The organism is Rhizobium sp. CBN3, assembly GCF_030518245.1.
Classification (GTDB): Bacteria; Pseudomonadota; Alphaproteobacteria; order Rhizobiales; family Rhizobiaceae; genus Rhizobium; species Rhizobium aethiopicum_A.
Genome location: NZ_JAULSE010000010.1, coordinates 49361 through 68220, shown reverse-complemented (window position 1 = coordinate 68220; position 18860 = coordinate 49361). Strand labels below are relative to the sequence as shown.

The following is an 18860-nucleotide window of genomic DNA, read 5'->3' as shown; positions in this document are numbered from 1 at the left end:
GCAGGGTGGTGAGCACGGTCAAAGGCACGGAACGTCCGCAGGCGGCAACGCCGATGGACAAGCTGTGGCAGGAGAACGGCGCCGAGCGTGCCACCCACGAGCCGGCGCTGGTGATCGACGTCGCCGGATTCGAAGGCCCGCTCGACCTGCTGCTCTATCTCGCCCGCAACCAGAAGGTCGACCTGTCGCGCATTTCCGTATTGGCGCTCGCCGAACAATATCTGCAGTTCGTCGAAAGCGCCCGGCGCATCCGCATCGAGCTTGCCGCCGATTATCTCGTCATGGCGGCCTGGCTTGCCTATCTCAAGTCGCGCCTGCTCATTCCCCAGCAGGTCAAGGATGACGGCCCTTCCGGCGAGGAGATGGCGGCAACGCTCGCCTTCCGCCTGAAGCGTCTCGAAGCCATGCGCCAGGCGGCGGAGGGCCTCGTCAACCGCAACCGTCTCGGCCGCGATATCTTCGCCCGCGGTGCGCCGGAGCATATTCCCGACCGGCAGCAATCCGCTTATGCGGCAAGTCTCTATGATCTCCTGACCGCCTATGCGGCGCTGCGCCAGCGCCATGCCATAACCCAGGTGACGATCGAGAGGCGTAATGTCTGGTCGCTGACCGATGCCCGTGAGCTGCTGACCCAGATGATCGGCGAGGTCGGTGACTGGACGGCGATGGAGCATTATCTGCTGCGCTATCTCGCAGCGCCCGAGGAACGCGTCACGGCGATTGCCAGCGCCTTTGCCGCTTCGCTGGAGCTGGTGCGCGAGGGCAAGCTTGAGATCCGTCAGGACGGCGCCTTTCAGCCGATCTATATGCGTCGCGGTCCGAAACATGCGACGCTGCAGGTGGTGGAACAGGAGCGGCCGGCTTGATCGATCTGAAGGACGGCGAGGATTTCGAGGAGGAGGGCGGCGACCTGCAGGCCGAGATCGAGGCCGAACGCATCGCCGAGGCGCTGGTCTTTGCGTCCTCGCAGCCGGTCTCCGAGGGCTTCATTTCTGAGCGGCTGCCGGGGAACTTCAATGTGCATGCGATCATGCTGCGCCTGAAGGAGCAATATGCGCCACGGGGCGTCAATCTGGTCCAGGTCGAAGGTGCCTGGGCCTTCCGCACCGCCGCCGATCTTTCCTTTGTCATCCGCCGTGACGACAACGAGGTGAAGAAGCTTTCGCGCGCCGCCCTGGAAGTGCTGGCGATCATCGCCTATCACCAGCCGGTGACGCGCGCCGAGATCGAGGATATTCGCGGCGTTCAGACCTCACGCGGCACGCTCGACGTGCTGATGGAAGCCGGCTGGGTGCGGTTTCGCGGCCGCCGGCGCACACCCGGCCGGCCGGTGACATTGGGCACGACGCGCGATTTTCTCGACCATTTCGGCCTGGAGGAGTTGCGCGATCTGCCTGGTCTCGAAGAATTGAAGGGGGCGGGCCTGCTGTCTGGCCGTATCCCGGCGAACTTCAATATTCCCTCGCCGTCGATGAACGACGAATTGACCGAGGACGAAGATCCGATCACTCAGATGGATCTCGAAGAACTGGGGTTGCTTGCCCCACGTTCTACCTCCGAAGATTGAAGGACTTCCTCTTGCTTTTGCAACGCATGACGAAAACAATAGTGCTCACGATTTTTCGACGGGTCAGTGGCTTGTCATAAAGGGCGATACCGTGACATTAAGCGCAGTTCAAAGGGCTTGATGTTGGAAACGGTGTTGGAAATCCTTACATCGTGGGAACATCGAAACAGGGAGTTAGAGTGATGGGTTCTCTTAGCATGTGGCACTGGCTGATCGTTCTGGTCATCGTGCTGTTGTTGTTCGGTCGCGGCAAGATTCCGGAACTGATGGGCGATGTCGCCAAAGGCATCAAGAGCTTCAAGAAGGGCATGACGGACGAAGACGCGCCGGAAACGGCAAAGACCGTCGATCACAAGGCCGACGAAACGAAGTAATCAAGTCCGGGAAAAAGCGCAGCCCCCGCGCTTCCCGTCCAGGAGCCTTGCATGTTCGATATTGGCTGGACCGAGCTTTTGGTCATCGCGGTCGTGCTGATCGTCGTTGTCGGTCCGAAGGATTTGCCGCCGATGCTGCGTGCTTTCGGCAAGATGACGCAGCGCGCCCGCAAGGTCGCGGGTGAGTTTCGGGCGCAGTTCGACGAAGCGTTGCGCGAAGCCGAGCTTGACGATGTGCGCCAGACGATCAGCGACGCCCAGAAGCTCAACCCGGTCAACAGCCTGCGTGAAGCGATGAACCCGCTTCGCCAGATGGGCAACGAGATCAAGGCCGACTTGCAGAAGACGACTTCGGCTCCGGAAAATAAGACCGAAGTGCCGCCGACTGCCGTCTCGGCCCCGACGCCGTCGATGAGCCTCCCGGAAATGCCGCCCCCGGTGCCGGCGCCGGCGCAGCCTGAGCCCGTCGCAGCAGCGATTGCCGAGACCGGTACGGTCGCCGACAAGCCCAAGGCCGTGCGCAAGCCACGCGTCAAGGCTGCTGACAAGGTCGATGCTGCCGCAGCCGTTGCCGTACCGGTGGAAAAGCCGAAGCGGGCCGCGGCCGTCAGGAGGCCTGCAACGGCGAAGAAACCGACGCAGACGAAGAAGAAGGACGAGGCATGAGCGGTGACATCGAAGACAAGCCGCAGCCACTGATCGAGCACCTGATGGAGCTGCGCACGCGGCTGATCTGGTCGATCGGGGCGTTCTTCATCGCCTTCATTGTATGCTTCTTTTTTGCCAAGCATCTCTTCAACTATCTGGTCATTCCCTACAAGACGGCCGTGGAATGGGCGCATCTCGACGTCGAGAAGGCCCAGCTGATTTATACCGCGCCCCAGGAGTTCTTCTTTACCCAGGTCAAGGTGGCGATGTTCGGCGGCCTGGTGGTCGCTTTCCCGATCATTGCCGCCCAGGTCTATAAGTTCGTGGCGCCCGGCCTCTACAAGAACGAGCGCCAGGCCTTCCTGCCGTTCCTGATCGCGTCGCCGGTCCTGTTCCTGATGGGGGCAGCGCTCGTCTATTTCTTCTTCACGCCGATGGTCATGTGGTTCTTCCTGTCGATGCAGCAGGCGCCGGGACATGACGAGGTGGCGATCTCGCTGATGCCGAAGGTCTCGGAATATCTGAGCCTCATCATGACGCTGGTCTTCTCCTTCGGCCTCGTCTTCCAGCTGCCCGTCATTACGACCCTGCTTGCCCGCGTCGGTCTGCTGACGTCGCAATGGCTCGCCGAGAAGCGCAAGTTCGCCATCGTGCTCGCCTTCGTCGTCGCCGCCGTGCTGACGCCGCCGGATCCGATGTCCCAGATCGGTCTTGCGCTACCAACGATCCTTCTCTACGAGATTTCCATCTATGCGGCGCGACTCGTGGAGCGCCAGCGTGCCCGGCAGGCGCTCGAAAAGGAAACCGGATCCGCGGACGTTGCCAAGACCGACAGCGTCTGAGGCGATCCGGAAGCCCTTTTACGACGCCGTCTCATCCGGTCGAGGCCCGGTCAGGCTTTGGCCGGGTCATTTCTGTTGCAACGACCTGGAACGACGATGCTCGATATCAAATGGATCCGTGAGAATCCCGAAGCGCTCGATGCCGCCCTTGCCAAGCGCGGCGCGGAGCCTCTGGCCCAAAGTCTCGTCGCCCTCGATGAAAAGCGCCGCTCGGCCGTGCAGAAGGCGCAGGATATGTTGTCTCGCCGCAACCTTGCCTCCAAGGAAATCGGCGCGGCGATGGCCCAGAAGAACGGCGAGCTCGCCGAGAAGCTGAAGGCCGAGGTCGCCGAACTCAAGACCCTGCTGCCTGCGATCGAGGAAGAAGAACGGCAACTGACGGCAGAACTCAACGACGCGCTTTCGCGTATACCAAACATCCCCTTCGATGACGTGCCGGTCGGTAAGGACGAGCATGACAATGTCGTAACCCGCATGGTCGGCGAAAAGCCGCGCTGGAACCACACGCCGAAGGAGCATTTCGAAATCGGCGAGGCGCTCGGCTACATGGATTTCGAGCGTGCCGCCAAGCTCTCCGGTTCGCGCTTCACGGTTCTGACCGGGCCGCTCGCCAGGCTCGAAAGGGCGCTCGGCCAGTTCATGATCGACCTTCACACCAGCGAGCACGGCTATACCGAAGTCAGCTCGCCGCTGATGGTCCGCGCCGAAGCGCTGTTCGGTACCGGCAATCTGCCGAAGTTCGAAGAGGATCTCTTCAAGACGACCGACAGCCGCTATCTCATCCCGACGGCGGAGGTGACGCTGACCAATCTGGTGCGCGAGGAGATCCTCGACCAGGAAAAGCTGCCGCTCCGCTTCACCGCGTTGACGCCGTCCTTCCGCTCCGAAGCGGGCTCGGCCGGGCGCGACACACGCGGCATGCTGCGCCAGCACCAGTTCTGGAAATGCGAACTCGTCTCGATCACCGATGCCGAAAGTTCGATCGCCGAGCACGAGCGGATGACCGCCTGCGCCGAGGAAGTGCTGAAGCGCCTTGGCCTGCATTTCCGCACGATGACCCTTTGCACCGGTGATATGGGCTTCGGCTCGCGCAAGACCTACGATCTCGAAGTCTGGCTGCCGGGGCAGAATGCCTTCCGCGAGATCTCTTCCTGCTCGGTCTGCGGCGATTTCCAGGCCCGGCGTATGAACTCGCGCTACCGCGGCAAGGACGACAAGAGCAACAAGTTCGTGCACACGCTGAACGGCTCCGGTACCGCCGTCGGCCGCTGCCTGATCGCCGTCCTTGAAAATTATCTGAATGAAGACGGCTCCGTCACGATTCCGGACGTTTTGCTGCCCTATATGGGCGGAATGACCAAGATCGAACGGGCGGCCTGAGGCGATGCGCATCCTGCTCACGAATGACGATGGCATCCATGCCGAAGGCCTTGCCGCGCTGGAGCGGATCGCCCGCACACTATCCGACGACGTCTGGATCGTGGCGCCCGAGACCGACCAGAGCGGTCTGGCCCATTCGCTGAGCCTGTCAGAGCCGTTGCGGCTGCGCAAGATTTCCGACAAGCATTTCGCCTTGCGCGGCACGCCGACGGATTGCGTCATCATGGGCATCCGGCAGGTGATGGACATCAAGCCTGATCTCGTTCTCTCCGGCGTCAATTCGGGTTCGAACGTCGCAGACGACGTGACCTATTCCGGCACGATCGCCGGCGCCATCGAAGGCACGATGCAGGGCGTCCGCTCCTTTGCGCTGAGCCAAGCTTATCTTTACGAGAACGGCGCGCGCATCGTGCCCTGGGAGGTCTGCGAAGCGCATGCGCCGGCTCTTCTGGAAAAACTGATGGTGCTGGACCTGCCGGACGGTACGTTCCTCAATCTCAACTTCCCGAACTGCCGCCCCGACGAGGTCGATGGCGCAGAGGTCACCATGCAGGGCAAGCTTGCCTTCAACCTGCAGGTCGACGCCCGCTCCGACGGTCGGGGATTTCCCTATTACTGGCTGATGTTCGGCGAACGTGCCGGTGCCTTCATCGAAGGCACCGATATTCACGCCCTGAAGCATAACAAGATTTCGGTAACGCCTTTGAAACTGGATCTGACCGATTATTCCGTGACGGACCGCGTGGCGCGGGCCCTGGGATACGGAGCACAAGTTTGACGGCAAGACTGGCGGAGAAGGAGGGCTTCGCGGCGCTTGTCCTCAGACTGCGCGCCGAAGGTATCTCGGATCTCGATCTGCTGACGGCGGTCGAGCAGACGCAGCGCTCGCTGTTCGTGCCGCCGCAATTTTCCGACAACGCCTATTCGAGCCGGACGATACCGATCGAATGCGGCGCCTTCCTAGAAGGCATCGATTTTGTCGTCCGCGTTCTGCATCACCTGAAGCTCAAACCGGGGCAGCGCGTCCTGGAAGTCGGCACCGGCAGCGGCTTCACCGCCGCTGTCATGGGCCGTCTGGCCGAGCGTGTTCTGTCGATCGACCGCTACAAGACGCTGACGGCGGCTGCACAGCGGCGCATGGAATCGCTCGGTTTGCGCAACGTCGTCATCCGCCACGCCGACGGCAGCGCCGGCATGCAGGGAGAGGGCACGTTCGACCGTATTCTGGTCACCGCCGCATTCAATGCCATGCCGCGCTTTTATACCGACCAGCTCGTTTCCGGCGGTTCGATGATTGCGCCGCTGATGATTTCCGAGAATGAGTGTCGCATGGTGCGGCTGACGAAAACCGGCAGCCGTTTCGAACGCGAGGAACTGTTCGAGGCCCCTTATCTGCCGATCGTTCCGCGTCTTGCATCACTGCTGTAGAGACGGCGTCCGAAGCCCGCGCACTTTTCGGCATCACCTTCCAGACACTGCGATTTTTCACCCGTAAGCTATGGTTATCAACTTCTCAAAAATATCGCACTGATTCCAGCCTTTTAACCACGTGGTAATACTAACGCGTTTTAATAGACTCACAAATGGTTGCGTTCTCAGTGGGTCGAGTCAATGCGTTTCAGTCTTTCGCCGAAGTTCGGTAAGTCGGCCGGTAATCTCCTGGTTGTGGGCCTGCTGGCGAGTACCGCAACGGGCTGCAGTTCCGATGTGACACGGTTCGGCGGCTTGTTTTCCTCCTCAGGGCAGGATCAGATCACCACCAGTTCCATTCCGCGCGGCGGTCAGCAGGGTGATCCGGTGCCGCGCGCCGATCTCGGCGGTTCCGCCGTCGCCAGTCAGTCGGGTTACGGTGGCGGCAATACGCTCAATCAGCCTTATCCGGCGCGCCAGAGTTACGAACCGGTGCGCACGTCGAGTGCACGCATCGCTTCCTCACCCGTCTCGATACAGCGTTCCGAGCTTGCTGCTCCGACGGCTGCTGCGCCGTCCCGGCAGCGGGAAAGGGAAGTCGCGCTTGCCCAGCCCTTCCCGGCTTCGGCGCAGCCTGAAAAGCAGCGGCTCGTAGCGCCGGCCGTCCCGAAGCCGACGCCCGATTCTCTGACGACGGGCACGACGCCGAAGGTTTCCGGCTGGTCCGCGACCAACGCGCCTTCCGTCACGCTGCGTCCGGGTGAGAGCATTGCGACCTTATCCCGGCGCTTTGGCGTTCCGGAAAAGGAAATCCTGCGCGTCAACAATCTGACGATGGCCTCGGCCGCCAAGCCCGGCCAGGCAATCCTGATCCCGACGTTCAATGGCGGAAATGCGGCCAAGGCGGCTTCGCAGGCGGCCGATCTTTCCAGGCCCGGCAATATGCCGGACCCGGCCAAGGCGCCGGAACAGAAGGTTGCTGTCGTCCCCGGCGCCAATTCCGCGCGGGACAAGACCGTGGCGAGCGCCGATCCCACCGGCAAGGTTCCGGTTGGCGCCGGCAAAGACCCGAAGACGCCGGCCGGCAGCTATGTCGTCAAGCAAGGAGATTCGCTGGCGAAGATCGCAAAGGCGACCGGCACCAACATCGACGATCTCAAGGCCGCCAACAACCTTTCGGCGAATTCGCTGCGTGTGGGACAAGCCCTGAAGCTGCCGAACGGCGGTGCCGACACTGTCAAGACCGCCTCGATCCCGGCTGAGAAGGTCGAGTCGAAGCCGGCTGATCCGGCGCCCGCCCAGCAGACCGCGTCCGTTCAGCCCTACAAGGCGCCGGTCGCCAGTCAGACCGTTGACGATGTCGAGAAGAAATCCGACGTCAGCTCCGACGCGCCGGAATCGACCGGCATCGGCAAATATCGCTGGCCGGTCCGCGGCCAGGTGATTGCCGCCTATGGCGCCAACGTCAACGGCAACCGCAATGACGGCATCGACATTTCGGTGCCGCAGGGTACGCCGATCAAGGCCGCGGAAAACGGCGTCGTCATTTATGCCGGCAACGGCCTGAAGGAGCTCGGCAACACGGTTCTCGTCCGTCACGACGACGGCACCGTCACCGTCTATGGCAACGCCGACACGCTGAGCGTCACCCGCGGTCAGAAGATCCAGCGCGGTCAGACCGTCGCCGTCTCCGGCATGAGCGGCGATGTCAAGCAGCCGCAGGTCCATTTCGAGGTCCGCAAGGACGCATCGCCGGTCAACCCGATGACTTTCCTGGAATAGGTATAGCGTACCAGGGAGCGCAAAAGCCCGGCCACCAGCCGGGCTTTTGTCATTTTTAGACCTGGTCGCAATGAAACGGATTGACGGAAGGCGCCTACGCCCGGTCGATATGAACGCGCATGCGTCCGGCCAGATCCTGGATATATTGCCAGGCGACGCGGCCGGAGCGCGCGCCGCGTGTCGTTGCCCATTCCAGCGCCTCGGCATGCATCTTGTCGCGGTCGAGGCCGAGCTTGAAGTGATCGGCATAGCCGTCGATCATGCCGAGATAGTCTTCCTGGCTGCATTTATGAAAGCCGAGCCAAAGACCGAAGCGGTCAGATAGCGAAACCTTTTCCTCGACGGCTTCCGATGGATTGATCGCCGTCGACTGCTCGTTTTCCATCATGTGGCGCGGCAGGAGGTGGCGCCGATTTGACGTGGCGTAGAAGAGCACATTGTCGGGCCGCCCTTCGACGCCGCCATCGAGTGCCGCCTTCAGCGACTTGTAGGCGGTGTCGTCGTGATCGAAGGAGAGATCGTCGCAGAAGACGATCACACGGTACGGCGTGTCTTTCAGGAGGTCGAGCAGGGTGGGCAGGCTGGCAATATCCTCGCGATGCACTTCGACCAGCTTCAGCGCGACGCCGCTTTCGCGCCTGACATCCTCATGCACGGCCTTGACCAACGAGGATTTGCCCATGCCGCGCGCGCCCCAAAGGAGCACGTTATTGGCGGCATAACCCTCGGCGAACCGCACCGTATTCTCATGCAGGATATCGCGCACGTGGTCGACGCCGCGGATGAGCTTCAGCGCCACCCGGTTCGGCTTCTTCACCGGCTGCAGATACTGACGCAACGGTGCCCAGACGAAACAGTCGGCCGCATTCCAATCGTTGACGGCAGGTGCCGGCCCGGCCAGCCGCTGCACGGCATCAGCGAGCCTTTTCAGTTCGGCAAGCAGGGCGGTGTTGATTTCCTCGGTCATCGTGGGCCTCCTGATTTCTCGCTGCGGCAAGCCGCTTTGATCTTTCGATGCCGCCTACCATGGCGTTTTGCCGACGGAAAGGTTATGAGGCAGCGGAATCGGTACTGTTCCCGGCTGTTTCTGTTGCATTCATCCAAGCGGCAACTATAGTCCGGCAACCTGAAAAGCAGGCGGAGTTCCGCCATAGAAGCCTGAGGAGTTTAGCATGTTCATCACCCCGGCATTCGCCCAGACTGCGACCGATACCGCAACAGGATTCGGCGGTTCCGGTTTCGAAATGATCATCCTGTTCGTGCCGCTGATGGTCGTCTGGTATTTCCTGCTGATCCGGCCGCAGCGCGCGCAGGCCAAGAAACGTGAGGAAACCCTCAAGGCGATCCGCCGTGGCGACCAGATCGTGACCGGCGGCGGTCTTGTCGGCAAGGTGACGAAGGTGGTCGACGATAAGGAAGTCGAAGTCGAGATTGCCGAAGGTGTTCGCGTGCGCATCGTCCGCAGCGGCATTTCGGACGTTCGCGTGAAGGGTGAGCCTGTCAAGGCCGACGCGGCGTAACAAGCGATAACGGCGGAACCGCCGGATCGGAAGATCGTCGAGAGAATGTTGCATTTTTCCCGCTTGAAAACACTTCTGATCTGGCTGGTTGCATTTGCGGCCGTCGTCGTTGCTGCGCCCAATCTCCTGAGCGAGGCGCAGCGCTCTTCTCTGCCGGGATGGTGGCAAAACGGCCGCGTGACACTCGGTCTCGACCTGCAGGGCGGTTCGCATATCGTTCTTAAGGTCGAGCGTTCCGATATCGTCAAAGACCGCTTGGAAGAGACGGTCGCGAATGTGCGCAAGGCGCTGCGAGGTGCCGGCATCCGCTATACCGGGCTGACCGGCAACGGCCAGACTGTCGCTGTCCGGATTACCGATCCGGATGAGGCGAAAAAGGCGGTCGATCTCCTGAAGCCTCTGACGACCGGGAACGAACATTCAGGCCCTGGCCTAGCGCTGCGGCAGGGCGAGGAAGGGCAGCTCTCGCTGCAGATATCCGATCCCGGCATCACCGCCGACGTTGCCTCGGCCCGCAACCGGTCGCTCGATATCGTTGGCCGCCGCATCGCCGGTTTCGGTTATAAAGACTTTCAGGTTCGCCCCGATGGCGAAGACCGGGTCGTCGTGCAGGTGCTGGGATCCGTCGACGCGGAGCGGCTGAAGAATATTCTGAACCAGCCGGCAAAGCTTTCCTTTCATCTGCTCGACGAAAGCATGTCGGGGCAGGAGGCGCTGAACGGCCGCTGGCCGGCCAGTTCGCAGGTGCTCTATTCGCTCGACGATCCGCCTGTTCCTTATCTCGTCGACCGCACGGAATTCGTCACCGGCAGCAACATGGTCGATATCGAGCCTGTCGTCGATCCGCAGACGCAGGATACCTCGATTGACTATCGCCTCGATGCGGAGGGCACGCAGCGGCTGGCGCAGGCGACAGCGCAAAATATCGGCAAGCACCTTGCCATCGTCTTTGATGATCAGGTGATGTCTGCACCGGTCATCGATGCGGCGATCACCGGCGGCGAGGGCCGGATTTCGGCGAATTTCTCCGAGGACGGCGTTCGCGACCTTGCGGTGATGCTGCGCGCCGGCGCTCTGCCGGCGACGCTGACGAGCGTCGAGGAGCGCAGTGTCAGCCCGAGCTTCGGCGCCGGCTCCATTTTCTCCGGCCTGATTGCCGGTCTCGTCGCCGTCGTGCTGGTCGCAGCGCTGATGATCGCGCTCTACCGTATTCTCGGCGCCATCGCGGTCGTCTCGCTCTTCTTCAACCTGATCTTCATCGTCGCCGCTCTTAGCCTCGCCGGCGCCACGCTGACTTTGCCCGGCATTGCCGGCATCGTGCTTATCGTCGGCATGGCGGTCGATTCCAACGTGCTGATCTATGAGCGTATCCGCGAAGAGGAAAGAGCCAGTTCCTCCTTTGAGCAGGCCGTCGGCCGCGGCTTCTCGCGCGCCTTCGCAACGATCGTCGACGCGAATGTCACGATCTTCATTGCCGCCATCATTCTCCTGTTTCTCGGCAGCGAGTCCATTCGCGGTTTCGCGGTGACGCTGGCGTTCGGCATTCTGACGACCGTCATCACGGCTTTCACGCTGACGCGCTCGATCGTCGCCGCCTGGCTGAAAGCGCGCCATCCCAGGCATCTGCCGAAGAGCGTTCTCGCGCATCTTTTCGAGCACGCCAATGTGCGTTTCATGGGGATCCGCCGTTATGTCTTCACGGCGTCGGCAGTGATCTCGCTGGCCGCCATGGCAGCCTTTGCTACCGTTGGCCTGCAGCTCGGCATCGATTTCACCGGCGGCTCGCTCATCGAGGTGACGGCGAAACAGGGCAATGCCGACATCGCTGACCTCAAATCGCGCCTCGACGATCTCAATCTTGGCGAGGTGAGCGTCGAGCGTACGGGCGGGCCGTCGAATGCACGAATCCGCATCGCGTCCCAGGGCGGCGGCGAGAATGCCGAGCAATCGGCGGCGACGCTGGTGCGCGGCGAACTCGAGGCCGATTACGATTTCCGCCGCGTCGAGGTCGTCGGCCCTGCCATCTCGGGCGAATTGACGATGATGGCGACGCTCGGTGTCGCAGCCGCACTCGCGGCGATCCTGATCTACATCTGGTTCCGCTTCGAATGGCAGTTCGCCGTCGGCGCCATCATTGCCACGCTGCACGACGTCATCATCATGCTCGGTCTCTTCGTGCTGACCGGCATCGAGTTCAACCTGACGAGCATCGCCGCCGTGCTGACCATCGTCGGTTACTCCCTGAACGACACGGTCGTCGTCTATGACAGGATGCGCGAGAATCTTGAACGATACAGGAAGATGCCGTTGCCGATCCTGATCGATGCCTCGATCAACCAGACATTGTCGCGCACTGTCCTGACGGCGGCGACGACGTTGCTCGCCTTGCTGGCGCTCTATCTGTTCGGCGGTGACGTCATCCGCTCCTTCTCCTTTACGATGCTCTTCGGAGTCGCTCTCGGCACTTTCTCTTCGATCTATATCGCTGCTCCCGTGTTGATCGTCTTCCGGCTGCGGCCGGAGGCTCCCGATGGAGAAGAGAGCAACAAGACGGATGCTGGTGTGAAATCCGGCACGGTGGTTTGAAAACATGGCAAAAGGCATAGAAATCCGCGCGGCGCATTTTCCCGGCCGGGCCCCGATCGACACTTACGGCAATGGCGGTTTCCGTTTTGCCGACATGTCGCATCGCGGCTCGATCCTTTGCCTGCCCTCCGGCATTTACGGCTGGGACATGGACATGTCGAAGCCGCTGTCGCCGGAAAACTTCCGCCGTGTGCTTGATGAGGCTGATGATATCGAGGTTCTGCTCGTCGGGACCGGAACCGAGCTTCGCCGTCTGCCCGACGAATTGAAACAGGCGCTGAAGGCGCGCGGCATTTCTTCCGATCCGATGAGCACGGGTGCGGCGGTGCGCACCTTCAACATCATGCTGTCGGAGCAGCGCGCCGTCGCGGCGGCATTGATTGCGGTCTGACGATGGCTGATACGAAAATAGCGACGAACCAGGACATCTGCCTGGCGATGCTGCGCGACAATGATCGCGACCGTTATCTCGCCTGTCTCCTGTCACCGCAGGAGAAGCGCGGCGCGCTAGCGGCCCTTTACGCGTTCAATGCGGAGCTTGCCCGCATCCGCGATCTGGTGCACGAGCCGCTGCCGGGCGAAGTGCGCATGCAATACTGGCGCGACCTGCTGCAAGGCAGCGCGCATGGCTCGACGGCGGCCAATCCCGTCGCCGCCGCACTTCTGACCGCGATCGAAACCCATCGCTTGCCGCGCAAGACGCTGGTCGACATGATCGATGCCCGCACTTTCGACCTCTATGACGATCCGATGGAGACGCGGGTCTCGCTCGAAGGTTATGCCGGCGAAACGGCCTCCGCGCTGATCCAGCTCGCAAGCCTCGTGCTTTCGCCGGAGGAGGCCCCGCGATCGGCGAATGCCGCCGGCTATGCCGGCGTCGCACAGGCGATTGCCGGGCTGTTGCTGCTGATGCCGCTGCATCGCCGCCGCGGCCAGCTCTATATTCCACTGCAGATCCTTTCCGCCACCGGCCTCGATCGCGACGCCTTCCTCGCCGGCGAAGACCGGCCGCGCGTCTCCGCCGCCATTGAGGCCTTCGCCGGCCTCGGCCTTGAGCATCTGGCAAAGGCGAGAGCGGCAGGGTCGATTGCGCCAGCCGTGTTCCCTGCCTTCCTGCCCGCAACCTTGGCCGAACCGGCGCTGCTGAAGGCGCAGAGGCGGGGCGCTCTCCTGTTCGACCGGCCGCTGCAGTCGCCGCAATGGCGCCGCCAACTCAGAATGGCGCTGGCTGCGGCCCGCCGGAAAATCTGATATCGGTCAAATTCGCGCAAGTCTCGCGCGCTACAAGACCTCACCACTATGCTTTGAACGGAGACTCGGCGTGGGCATTATCGTCTGGTGCGTCCTTTTCGCCATCGTCATCTTCTTTGCTTTCGTGGCCACACGCATGGCCGCGCAAAACAAGGAAGACAGTCTGCACGACACGGGCCTGGCCATCATCGAGTTCGGCCGCGCCTTTCCCAACGAGGCGATCCGCCAGCTGCAGGCCACCGAAAACGGTCAGGCGATCTTCGTGCGCCTGCACGACAACAAGGCCGGCCTCATGCGCAACATGGCACGCCATTTCTCCTGTCATCTGATCGAGCCCGGCCGTGTGCGTGCCGTAAGCACGGAGACGGGCAGGGGGTTGATGATCGAATTTCTGGATGCGCCCAACCACAACGGCAGATTCGAGTTTGCTTCGCCGAAGGAGGCTTCCGAAGTGGCGCTCTGGCTGCTCGGCAATTACATCACCGAGCCGGATAAGGATCTGCCGTCCGACAGTATTTCCGCCGCCAACAAGCAGTAGAACAGCTGCTTAGGCACTTTCGGCAAAGGTCGGTGTCTGACCGAGCCAGGCGGCGCAGTCTGCAAGCGCGCGACGCGCGATCAACTGCCGTTTCATGATCGTTTTGTCCTTGCCGCGAAAGCGCTTGACGCCCTCGGGCTTGACGATCGAGCCGGGCTCGAGCTCCGGAAACAGCCCGAAATTGATGTTCATCGGCTGGAACGATCGCTTGCCCGGCTCCTCCTCCGTCACAATGTGCCCGCCGGTGATATGACCGAGCAGCGAACCGAGTGCCGTCGTCGCCGGCGGCAGCGAGATCGCCTCGCCCTTGCGTTCGGCAGCGGCGAAACGCCCGGCCATCAGCCCGACGCTGGCGCTTTCCACATAACCCTCGCAGCCGGTGATCTGTCCGGCGAAGCGCAAGCCCGGCCGTGATTTCAGCGTCAGCGATGGGTCGAGCAAGGTGGGGGAGTTGATGTAGGTATTGCGGTGCAGGCCGCCGAGCCGGGCAAATTCCGCATTTTGAAGACCCGGAATCATCCGGAAGATTTCCGCCTGCGCGCCGTATTTCAGCTTCGTCTGAAAGCCGACCATGTTGTAGAGGGTACCGAGCGCATTGTCCTGCCGCAGCTGCACAACGGCATAGGCCTTGACGGTCGGGTTATGCGCGTTCGTCAAACCCATCGGCTTCATCGGCCCGTGGCGCAGCGTCTCGCGGCCGCGTTCGGCCATGACCTCGATCGGCAGGCAGCCGTCGAAATAGGGGGTGCCTTCCCATTCCTTGAAACCGACCGTGTCGCCTGCGATCAACGCGTCGACGAAGGCGTTGTATTGCGCTTCGTCCATCGGGCAGTTGATATAATCCTTGCCCGTGCCGCCGGGGCCGACCTTGTCGTAGCGCGACTGATACCAGCAGATATCCATGTCGATGCTCTCTCGGTAGACGATCGGCGCAATAGCGTCGAAGAAAGCAAGCGAATCCTCGCCTGTCTCCGCCTGGATGGCGGCTGCGAGCGACGGCGCCGTCAGTGGTCCGGTGGCGACGATGGCAAGATCCCAGTCGCTCGGCGGCAGGCCGGTGATCTCTTCACGCACGACAGTGATGAGCGGGTGGTCGTGGATGGCGCGGGTCACGGCATCCGAAAAGCCGTCGCGATCAACGGCGAGCGCCCCGCCGGCCGGTACCTGGTGGCGGTCGGCAGCGGCCATGATCAGCGAGCCAGCCATGCGCATTTCCGCATGGATGACACCGACGGCATTGCTGGTCGCATCGTCGGAACGGAAGGAATTGGAGCAGACGAGTTCGGCAAGATCGTCGGTCTTGTGCGCATCCGTGCCGCGCACGCCGCGCATCTCATGCAGAATGACGGGAACGCCCGCACTGGCGATCTGCCACGCGGCTTCCGAACCGGCGAGCCCGCCGCCGACGACGTGGATAGGGGAGTAGGAGGAGATAGTGTTCATTCCGGGCTGATATCATGTCGGCAGGTGCGATCCAACACCCCGGAATCAAAAACGGCGCCCTGATGGCGCCGTCTTGAAGCATCGTGCCCGTTACCAGGTCCGCGACTAGCGGAAAGAGCGGGATGCGATGTTGCGGATGTCGTAGCGGCTGACGCCGATATCGGACAGGGTCTGGTTCGACAGGCTGCCGAGTTCGTTGATTGTACGACGATAGCTGAGCCAGCTTTTTGCGATGCGGATCGGGTTCATTGTCTTCTTCCTCGAACAAATATCCGCGGGACGGCGGGATCGCCTGTCTCTCTGCGGTTGATGTTTATATAGGCGATATCGGTCGCATTGTGCAGTGCAAATAAAAGGCGTCTGCCATGCAATTGTGCACGATGATGCTCGCAATTTGAGCGGTGAATATTTTTTAAGCGGGCGAAAGAACGGGGAAGGTCGCAACCGGAGCGGCAGTAGATTGCTTGCAAAAGAAAACGCCCGCTGCGGTGCAGCGGGCGTTTCAATCATCGGCGATCTGCTTGGGAAGAAGCAGTGATCGCCTTGAATTAGCGAGAAGAAGCTTCGCGAGCGACGCGATGGATGTCCGAACGGTCGATGCCGAGGTCATGCAATTCGCGGTTGGTCATGCGACCGAGTTCCGTGACGGTCTGACGATACTTGCGCCAGTTGTTAAAAGAGCGAGTGATGTTCATGTTGAGCCCCTTTCCGAGGGTTTGATCTGCCAGCAGCCAACGATCGGCGCTGACCTCTATTTGATGACCGGAATATATGTTGCGGCGCGAAGAACGAAAACAGCCAAGTTTTCAAGTCACCCATGCGAGCTGTGCAATGCTTTACGCAATCTTACCGCAGTCTGGTCAACGAATAGGCAAAATAATCCCTGGAGAATTCCGCCTTTTCTCCCGCTCACTCGCTGCGATGAAACAAAGCTGCCCTTGGATTGATCGGCCCGACGGCGTTTCGCTGAAGCGCTAGGCTATTCATTCATCTCAACGCCGGCAGCAAAACGATGGGGTCGCGATGCGGTGCCACAGCTTCATACGACGAAGACGTCGGGCGCCTGCTTTGCCGGCAACGCTGCGGCGCGATGCCGATAAGTGGTTGAATTACATGCTGTGTTGTTGTCAAAACAAAACGCCCGCCGGGGGAGGATCCGGCGGGCGCATTATATTGACTGGCAACTGGGAGGAGGAGTGTTGCCAGTCTATCGCAGCGCGCTTGGGAGGAGGAGTGCGCGGCTGCGAATCTCGTCACGAATAAAGCATCCGTGGGCTTCCGGAAAACCGGGCCGGGGCGCCATCCCCGTGCTTCTTAGAGCGATAAATAGTATGACTAATTGATATTTTGCAGTGCAATAAATACATGAGGGGTATGCGTAAACCGCATACCTGTCCTTCATATGCTCATATTAGCAGTTGCGACGTTAGCGGCCGGTTAACATCTGACCCAAATTAGACCAATGAGGAATTTGGATGTTTGTCGCCGGGACGGGCGTTTGCGAAGCCGCTCGCTGCGGCTATAACAATGGAAGCCGTAGCGCCGGAGCGAGCGTCACGGAAATGAAGGGGTGGAGGCATGTATCGCGGCAGATTGGAGCGGGATCTCGCGCTCTGGGTGGGCAAGGGTCTGATTGGAGAGGAAACGGCGGCCAAGCTTCTCACCGAATATGACAGCCGTCCGGCAAGTTTCAGCCTGGGTCGAGTGCTGATGGCGCTGGCGGCGGTGCTGCTTGCCGCTGCCGTCCTGCTGGTCGTCGCGTCCAATTGGGAGGCCATTCCGCGGCTCGTCCGGGTCGGCGCCATTCTCGCGCTGATCTGGGCTGTGCACATTGCCGCCGCCTCCATGTTTGCCCGGGGTGCGACAGCGGCAGCAAGCGGGCTGCTGGTCATCGGCGCGATGAGCTTCGGTGGCGCGATCTCGCTGGTCGGGCAGATGTATCATCTCTCCGGCGACGAGCAGACGGTGATGTATCTCTGGTTCGCGATTGCGACGATCTCGGCGATCCTGTTCCGCTCGGGCGCGGTGGTCGTTGTCGCGGGCTTTCTCTCCTGGGCGTCCTTCGCCGTCTACCTCGAGAACAACGACACGCACTGGATCGGACTTGATCCCTGGATGGCGCCGGTCATGGCGGTGATCACAATCGCGCTGGTGCGTTACACCGGTGCCGAGCGGGCCCGGCATCTCGCCTATCTGCTGCTGATCGGCTGGCTCGCCTGGCTCTACACCCTTTATGAGGAGATCGCGGTGGCGCTCGCCTTCGCAATCGGCGGCATGCTGGTGTTCGCGCTGACAGCGTTGCCGCACCCCCGTATCGCCTCCCTCGTCAGGAGTGCCGGCGCGGCGCCGGCCTTCTACAGCTTTCTCGTTGCGGTCATCGGCTTGCTGCTGCTGCATATCGAGATCGAGCAAGGCTGGCGGCTGGTGGCGCTCGGGGTGGCGACGCTCGCCGCTGCCGTGCTGGCGATTGCGCTGCATGGCAGGGACAACGGCGCGGTGCGTTATCTCGCCTATACGACCTTTGCCGCCGAGATGCTCTATCTCGCCTCGGTCACGGTCGGCTCGATCCTCGGCACGTCGAGCCTCTTCCTGTTCTCCGGTCTCGTGGTGGCGCTCGTCGCCTGGATCGTCATCCGTCTCGAACGGCGCTTTTCACGGGAGGCGCGCGCATGAGCTCGTTGATGGCAAGGTTGCAGTCCGGCAGGGGTTATCTCATTTCGGCGATCATCGTCGCCGGCTTGCAGACCTTAATCCTCGGCACGATCATCCAGAGCCGTGCGTCGATCCTCAGCAACGGCGCTGAAGTCCTGCTGAAGACGACCCCGGTCGATCCACGCGATTTCCTGCGCGGTGATTATGTCGTCTTGAATTACGACATTTCCACCGTCCCGGTGCAGACGGTCTTCGGCGGCATTCCCGCCGAACCCGGCGAACGCACGCTATGGGTCCGGTTGAAGAAGCAGGCGGACGGTTTCTGGACGGTGAGCGAATCGTCCTTCCAGGCGTTGCCGCCGCAGCCGGAGACGGTGATCCTGCGCAGCAAGCCTTTTTATAGCGGCGGGCTGGCCGCGGGCGACAGCATCCGGGTCGAATACGGCATCGAGCGCTACTACGTTCCGGAAGGTCAGGGCAAACCGATCGAGGAGGCCCGCAACGATGGCAACGTCGCCATAGCGGTGAGGGTCTCGCCGGATGGAAGCGCGCAGATTCGCAGCCTGCTCGTCGACGGCAAGCCGGTTTACGACGAACCGCTTTACTGATCCTTCAGGCCTTCGGGGCAGGGCGGGTTTGGGCCTTGAATAGCCTGTCATTGGACGTTCATTTTTCCTTTGCCTCGACCAAATCGGGTGATATAGAGACGCCGCGCTTCGGAAGGCCTCATGCGCAGGCATAGGCATGCGGTTCTGTGAACGCGGGTATGGTGAAATTGGTAGACACGCCAGATTTAGGTTCTGGTGCCGCAAGGCGTGGGAGTTCAAGTCTCTCTACCCGCACCAGGCTGTTTGCAGGGGGAGACTA

At 61.5% G+C, this 18860-nt stretch carries 20 protein-coding genes and 1 tRNA gene; 17 read left to right on the top strand and 4 right to left on the bottom strand.

What is annotated here, in order from left to right; genetic code table 11:
- Positions 1–8: 8 nt before the first annotated feature.
- From QWJ46_RS16525 to QWJ46_RS16485, 9 genes are all read left to right on the top strand, one after another.
- On the top strand, positions 9–866 hold the full coding sequence (locus QWJ46_RS16525) for a ScpA family protein (protein WP_302752151.1): 858 nt from the start codon (positions 9–11) through the stop codon (positions 864–866).
- Positions 863–1567 carry an SMC-Scp complex subunit ScpB gene (gene scpB / locus QWJ46_RS16520; RefSeq protein ID WP_302752150.1) on the top strand — a complete coding sequence of 235 codons (705 nt, stop codon included), beginning with the start codon at positions 863–865 and terminating at the stop codon, positions 1565–1567. The genes QWJ46_RS16525 and scpB overlap by 4 nt, the downstream gene beginning before the upstream one ends.
- A 182-nt stretch (positions 1568–1749) precedes the next feature.
- Positions 1750–1941, top strand: a complete 192-nt coding sequence (locus tag QWJ46_RS16515; protein WP_011425113.1) for a twin-arginine translocase TatA/TatE family subunit — start codon at positions 1750–1752, stop codon at positions 1939–1941.
- 51 nt (positions 1942–1992) lie between these two features.
- The gene (gene tatB, locus QWJ46_RS16510; RefSeq protein WP_184452561.1) at positions 1993–2607 is read left to right on the top strand and encodes a Sec-independent protein translocase protein TatB; all 615 of its coding nucleotides are present in this window, start codon (positions 1993–1995) and stop codon (positions 2605–2607) included.
- Positions 2604–3431 carry a twin-arginine translocase subunit TatC gene (gene tatC / locus QWJ46_RS16505; RefSeq protein ID WP_064802115.1) on the top strand — a complete coding sequence of 276 codons (828 nt, stop codon included), beginning with the start codon at positions 2604–2606 and terminating at the stop codon, positions 3429–3431. The genes tatB and tatC overlap by 4 nt, the downstream gene beginning before the upstream one ends.
- Positions 3432–3527: 96 nt before the next feature.
- A complete protein-coding gene (gene serS, locus QWJ46_RS16500) occupies positions 3528–4811 on the top strand; it encodes a serine--tRNA ligase (protein WP_184452559.1) in 1284 nt (427 codons plus the stop codon).
- Between the two features lie 4 nt (positions 4812–4815).
- Positions 4816–5589, top strand: coding sequence for a 5'/3'-nucleotidase SurE (gene surE, locus QWJ46_RS16495; RefSeq protein WP_302752149.1), 774 nt, complete (start codon positions 4816–4818; stop codon positions 5587–5589).
- Positions 5586–6239 carry a protein-L-isoaspartate(D-aspartate) O-methyltransferase gene (locus QWJ46_RS16490; protein WP_302752148.1) on the top strand — a complete coding sequence of 218 codons (654 nt, stop codon included), beginning with the start codon at positions 5586–5588 and terminating at the stop codon, positions 6237–6239. The genes surE and QWJ46_RS16490 overlap by 4 nt, the downstream gene beginning before the upstream one ends.
- Before the next feature lie 183 nt (positions 6240–6422).
- The gene (locus QWJ46_RS16485) at positions 6423–8003 is read left to right on the top strand and encodes a peptidoglycan DD-metalloendopeptidase family protein (protein WP_302752147.1); all 1581 of its coding nucleotides are present in this window, start codon (positions 6423–6425) and stop codon (positions 8001–8003) included.
- 94 nt (positions 8004–8097) lie between these two features.
- Here QWJ46_RS16485 and QWJ46_RS16480 read toward each other — a convergent pair whose 3' ends face one another.
- Complete coding sequence (locus QWJ46_RS16480; protein ID WP_184452550.1) at positions 8098–8970, bottom strand: ATP-binding protein; 873 nt, start codon at positions 8968–8970, stop codon at positions 8098–8100.
- A gap of 205 nt (positions 8971–9175) precedes the next feature.
- Here QWJ46_RS16480 and yajC point away from each other — a divergent pair, with 205 nt between their 5' ends.
- The 5 genes from yajC (at position 9176) to QWJ46_RS16455 (ending at position 13898) form a co-directional block, all read left to right on the top strand.
- Positions 9176–9523: a preprotein translocase subunit YajC gene (yajC, locus tag QWJ46_RS16475; protein ID WP_064696006.1), complete on the top strand. Its 348-nt coding sequence runs from the start codon at positions 9176–9178 to the stop codon at positions 9521–9523.
- A 45-nt stretch (positions 9524–9568) separates the two neighbouring features.
- The gene (gene secDF / locus QWJ46_RS16470) at positions 9569–12109 is read left to right on the top strand and encodes a protein translocase subunit SecDF (RefSeq protein ID WP_302752146.1); all 2541 of its coding nucleotides are present in this window, start codon (positions 9569–9571) and stop codon (positions 12107–12109) included.
- A gap of 4 nt (positions 12110–12113) precedes the next feature.
- Entirely contained in the window at positions 12114–12500 is a 387-nt protein-coding gene (locus QWJ46_RS16465) for an Mth938-like domain-containing protein (RefSeq protein ID WP_184452546.1), read from the top strand.
- Between the two features lie 2 nt (positions 12501–12502).
- On the top strand, positions 12503–13360 hold the full coding sequence (locus QWJ46_RS16460; protein WP_302752145.1) for a phytoene/squalene synthase family protein: 858 nt from the start codon (positions 12503–12505) through the stop codon (positions 13358–13360).
- A 70-nt stretch (positions 13361–13430) separates the two neighbouring features.
- A complete protein-coding gene (locus QWJ46_RS16455; protein WP_302752144.1) occupies positions 13431–13898 on the top strand; it encodes a hypothetical protein in 468 nt (155 codons plus the stop codon).
- 9 nt (positions 13899–13907) lie between these two features.
- Here the strand turns inward: QWJ46_RS16455 and trmFO are convergent, their stop codons facing one another.
- The 3 genes from trmFO to QWJ46_RS16440 all read right to left on the bottom strand — a co-directional run bounded on the left by trmFO (position 13908) and on the right by QWJ46_RS16440 (position 16036).
- Positions 13908–15341: a methylenetetrahydrofolate--tRNA-(uracil(54)-C(5))-methyltransferase (FADH(2)-oxidizing) TrmFO gene (trmFO, locus tag QWJ46_RS16450; protein WP_184452540.1), complete on the bottom strand. Its 1434-nt coding sequence runs from the start codon at positions 15339–15341 to the stop codon at positions 13908–13910.
- 105 nt (positions 15342–15446) lie between these two features.
- Positions 15447–15590 carry a DUF1127 domain-containing protein gene (locus QWJ46_RS16445; protein WP_085777942.1) on the bottom strand — a complete coding sequence of 48 codons (144 nt, stop codon included), beginning with the start codon at positions 15588–15590 and terminating at the stop codon, positions 15447–15449.
- Positions 15591–15889: 299 nt separating this feature from the next.
- Positions 15890–16036, bottom strand: coding sequence for a DUF1127 domain-containing protein (locus QWJ46_RS16440; RefSeq protein WP_004678838.1), 147 nt, complete (start codon positions 16034–16036; stop codon positions 15890–15892).
- Between the two features lie 883 nt (positions 16037–16919).
- Here QWJ46_RS16440 and QWJ46_RS16435 point away from each other — a divergent pair.
- The 3 genes from QWJ46_RS16435 to QWJ46_RS16425 all read left to right on the top strand — a co-directional run bounded on the left by QWJ46_RS16435 (position 16920) and on the right by QWJ46_RS16425 (position 18838).
- Positions 16920–18014, top strand: a complete 1095-nt coding sequence (locus tag QWJ46_RS16435; RefSeq protein WP_302752143.1) for a DUF2157 domain-containing protein — start codon at positions 16920–16922, stop codon at positions 18012–18014.
- The gene (locus QWJ46_RS16430; protein WP_302752141.1) at positions 18011–18601 is read left to right on the top strand and encodes a GDYXXLXY domain-containing protein; all 591 of its coding nucleotides are present in this window, start codon (positions 18011–18013) and stop codon (positions 18599–18601) included. Before QWJ46_RS16435 ends, QWJ46_RS16430 begins: the two co-directional genes overlap by 4 nt.
- A gap of 152 nt (positions 18602–18753) precedes the next feature.
- Positions 18754–18838: transfer RNA gene (locus QWJ46_RS16425), tRNA-Leu, on the top strand.
- Positions 18839–18860 lie beyond the last annotated feature (22 nt).

Coding starts and splice junctions, on each gene's coding strand:
- QWJ46_RS16440 (WP_004678838.1), bottom strand. CDS start 16,036: ATGAACATCACTCGCTCTTTTAACAACTGGCGCAAGTATCGTCAGACC.
- tatC (WP_064802115.1), top strand. CDS start 2,604: ATGAGCGGTGACATCGAAGACAAGCCGCAGCCACTGATCGAGCACCTG.
- QWJ46_RS16485 (WP_302752147.1), top strand. CDS start 6,423: ATGCGTTTCAGTCTTTCGCCGAAGTTCGGTAAGTCGGCCGGTAATCTC.
- yajC (WP_064696006.1), top strand. CDS start 9,176: ATGTTCATCACCCCGGCATTCGCCCAGACTGCGACCGATACCGCAACA.
- QWJ46_RS16515 (WP_011425113.1), top strand. CDS start 1,750: ATGGGTTCTCTTAGCATGTGGCACTGGCTGATCGTTCTGGTCATCGTG.
- QWJ46_RS16445 (WP_085777942.1), bottom strand. CDS start 15,590: ATGAACCCGATCCGCATCGCAAAAAGCTGGCTCAGCTATCGTCGTACA.
- surE (WP_302752149.1), top strand. CDS start 4,816: ATGCGCATCCTGCTCACGAATGACGATGGCATCCATGCCGAAGGCCTT.
- secDF (WP_302752146.1), top strand. CDS start 9,569: ATGTTGCATTTTTCCCGCTTGAAAACACTTCTGATCTGGCTGGTTGCA.
- QWJ46_RS16435 (WP_302752143.1), top strand. CDS start 16,920: ATGTATCGCGGCAGATTGGAGCGGGATCTCGCGCTCTGGGTGGGCAAG.
- QWJ46_RS16465 (WP_184452546.1), top strand. CDS start 12,114: ATGGCAAAAGGCATAGAAATCCGCGCGGCGCATTTTCCCGGCCGGGCC.
- trmFO (WP_184452540.1), bottom strand. CDS start 15,341: ATGAACACTATCTCCTCCTACTCCCCTATCCACGTCGTCGGCGGCGGG.
- tatB (WP_184452561.1), top strand. CDS start 1,993: ATGTTCGATATTGGCTGGACCGAGCTTTTGGTCATCGCGGTCGTGCTG.
- QWJ46_RS16430 (WP_302752141.1), top strand. CDS start 18,011: ATGAGCTCGTTGATGGCAAGGTTGCAGTCCGGCAGGGGTTATCTCATT.
- serS (WP_184452559.1), top strand. CDS start 3,528: ATGCTCGATATCAAATGGATCCGTGAGAATCCCGAAGCGCTCGATGCC.
- QWJ46_RS16480 (WP_184452550.1), bottom strand. CDS start 8,970: ATGACCGAGGAAATCAACACCGCCCTGCTTGCCGAACTGAAAAGGCTC.
- QWJ46_RS16460 (WP_302752145.1), top strand. CDS start 12,503: ATGGCTGATACGAAAATAGCGACGAACCAGGACATCTGCCTGGCGATG.